Below are 2,776 nucleotides of genomic sequence, written 5' to 3'. Positions count from 1 at the left end.
AATTGTCCTGCTGTTTCTCAAAGTGCGATTGCATATAGAAAAATAAGTATTGGAGATTCAGAAAAAAATAAGAGCACGATTCATTTTGCACATGAAGTGTTTGAAGAAATCATAAAAAGATCAAAAGATGGAGAATGCTGCGTCCTAAAATTTGATATCAAAAGCTTTTTTAGCAGTTTAGATCATAATATATTAAAAGAACAATGGGCTAGGGTCATAGGAACAGAAAAATTACCAAAAGATCATTATAACGTTTTCAAAGCAGCCACCAGATTTTCCTATATTATGCGGGATGATCTTAGAGATAAGAATTCCTACAACAAAAAAGGACATTTTAATGAAAAGGAGCTAGCAAGACATCGTAAAAAAGGTGTTCAAGCTTTTTTTGAATCGCCAAAGCAGTTCCGTGAAAAAATAAAAAATAAAGAATTAAAAATTTACAGTTTCCCATTTAGAAACAAAGAGGGCAAGCCAATTGGCATCCCCCAAGGTTTACCAATAAGCGCTGTTTTGGCAAATATCTACTTGTTAGATTTTGATATGATCGTTGTAAACGACATAGTAAGCAAATATGATGCTTTTTACCGTAGATATTCTGATGATATAATTGTTGTTAGCAACCCTGCACACTCTATCGAGATTTTAAATCGCATCAACGAACTTATTGAAAAAAGTAAACTCGAAATCAGTATTGAAAAAACCGAAAAATTCGATTTCCGTTTAATGGAGGGCAAAAAGAACCAATATCGACTAACTTCAGTGAGGACCGACCACCGTTTAAATAGAGTCGGAGTGCCTTTTACGTATCTGGGTTTCGAATTTTATGGATATAAGATACTAGTGAAATCCCACAACTTAGCTAAGTTTTACCGGCGATTGATTTCGTCTGTAAAAAGTAAGTGCAACATGGCAGTGCGACAGTCTGAAGAAAAACCTTTCGAAAAGCCTATAATTTATAGACGGCAACTTTACAGATTATATACAAACCTTGATTTGAACAAAAAGAAAATCTACACAAACAGAAAACGTCTCGAAAAAAATAATTTGGGTGATTATTCTTTTAAAACAAGTCCGATTTTAAAGGAGCATAGGAGTAATTATTTTTCTTACTTAAATCGAGCTAGTGATATCATGCAGGAGCCCGCTATTAAAAATCAAGCTAGAAATCATATGAGGATTTTCAATCAGGCAGTTCAAAAGCATTTATTAAAAGCAATAATAAAGCATTCAAAATTCTAGTTTAGAGAAGCTACAAATGCAACTCACTCTTCCATATTACTTTCAATCTCCGTAAGATTTTTTTCAGTTTTTAACGTCTTCTTTATCGAGAGTAATGTACCCGCCATACATTGAGTCCTCCACATTCTCTCCTACGCTTATGTAAAGTTTGCCATTGTTATTTACGTAGCAATCCATTTCGTTGTTTCGTCGTCTGTAAATACTGTTCTTGATGACATAGCTCTATAGTTTTTCTGCGGTGTTAGTGAACAAGTTTAAATATATGATCTGGGTGCGATAAAACCTCTTTTTCAACTTCGCAGCTAGTTACCTTTTACGGAGAAACTCATAAGCGCTTCAAGGTAATAATATTAACATATTATGCCCAACATACATTACATACTTTGGCCAACATACATACATACTATGGTCAACATACATACATACTATGACCAACATACATACATACTATGGTCAACATACATACATACTATGGTCGACATACATACATGCTATGGTCAACATACATACGTACTATGGTCAACATACATACGTACTATGGTCAACATACATACATACTATGGTCAACATACATACATACTTTGACCATTTCCAACCGGATTTTTTTCATTTCGCATTGGATTTTTTCCATTCCAACAATGAAGCCCGATATGGAGCAAACTTTACTCATTGATACTCTGGTCTACAAATTATTCGCAATCGCTTAAAAAGATTTCTTTGCGATCATCACTCCAAATAACACTGCAACAGCATCCTGTAAGGAATTTTCCATATTCTTCTGCACCCATATAGTGAAAGGCTTTTTTCTGAATTTTACCGCACCTACGTGATGCCCTTCTACATCTACAAGTACAGCATCGGCTTTAAACGAGGCTCGCTCAAGATAAAGTGAATCCTTTTCTGAAGTCAAAAATCCCTCTGGTGCGGAAAAAAAGCTAAATGGAAGTCCGCTGTTTGCCGACAAATTTTTTAAGCTGAATTCCCATCCTGTTGCAAGATTGTTTCGTTTTATAGTTCCGTAAACAGTGCTTTCAGAACTTAATACTTCATTTTCTTCTTCATGGTTTTTGCTAATCATTTTTCCCAGGAAGGTTTGTCTCTTTTCGTTTGATTCATTCGTAACAACGAATAAAGCCGCCGTTGAATTTTCATCTGTTCCCATTTGTAATTTGTAAACCCGGCTTTTCTTAATCGTCATGTATTTACTTCCATCGAGTCCACCTGAACCGGAAAATTCTACATAAGAACTGTCTTTCCTCTTTTGTTTTATTTTACCTGAATCCAGCTTTGAAAGATTCATTGTAAAAACCTGGGCAGAACCAGGGTTCGAAAGCGTGAGCATTCCATTTTTATAGGCAATGTTCCATTTTTCACAATTGGCAATCATCACTGAATCTTCAAATGATTGAGAAAAAGCTTTTCCGGCAAATATATTTTGCAGGAAGATGTAAATGACGAAAATCTGTAGGCTCTGTTTCATAATCTTATTTTTAAAATCAGGTATGTAAGATGCTAACCTCTGAAGCAGTAAGTTCTA

General features: G+C 34.9%; 2 protein-coding genes. One reads left to right on the top strand and one right to left on the bottom strand.

Features of this window, described 5'->3' with window-relative positions; all coding sequences use genetic code 11:
• Positions 1-1,239: reverse transcriptase domain-containing protein (locus ACTHJT_RS13055; RefSeq protein WP_440238861.1), on the top strand; the 1,239-nt coding region annotated here is incomplete at its 5' end.
• Positions 1,240-1,942: 703 nt separating this feature from the next.
• On the opposite strand, the gene ACTHJT_RS13050 is transcribed toward ACTHJT_RS13055, so the two are convergent.
• Positions 1,943-2,719 carry a hypothetical protein gene (locus tag ACTHJT_RS13050; protein WP_440238859.1) on the bottom strand — a complete coding sequence of 259 codons (777 nt, stop codon included), beginning with the start codon at positions 2,717-2,719 and terminating at the stop codon, positions 1,943-1,945.
• Between the last annotated feature and the right edge of the window lie 57 nt (positions 2,720-2,776).

This window comes from Cytophaga sp. (genome assembly GCF_051961495.1).
Taxonomy (GTDB): Bacteria; Bacteroidota; Bacteroidia; order Cytophagales; family Cytophagaceae; genus Cytophaga.
The sequence above is the reverse complement of the archived record's forward strand: the minus strand, read 5'-3'. Positions and strand labels throughout refer to the sequence as shown.

Bases quoted from the DNA above. Each gene is read 5' to 3' on its own strand.
- ACTHJT_RS13050 (WP_440238859.1), bottom strand. From the start codon at position 2,719: ATGAAACAGAGCCTACAGATTTTCGTCATTTACATCTTCCTGCAAAAT.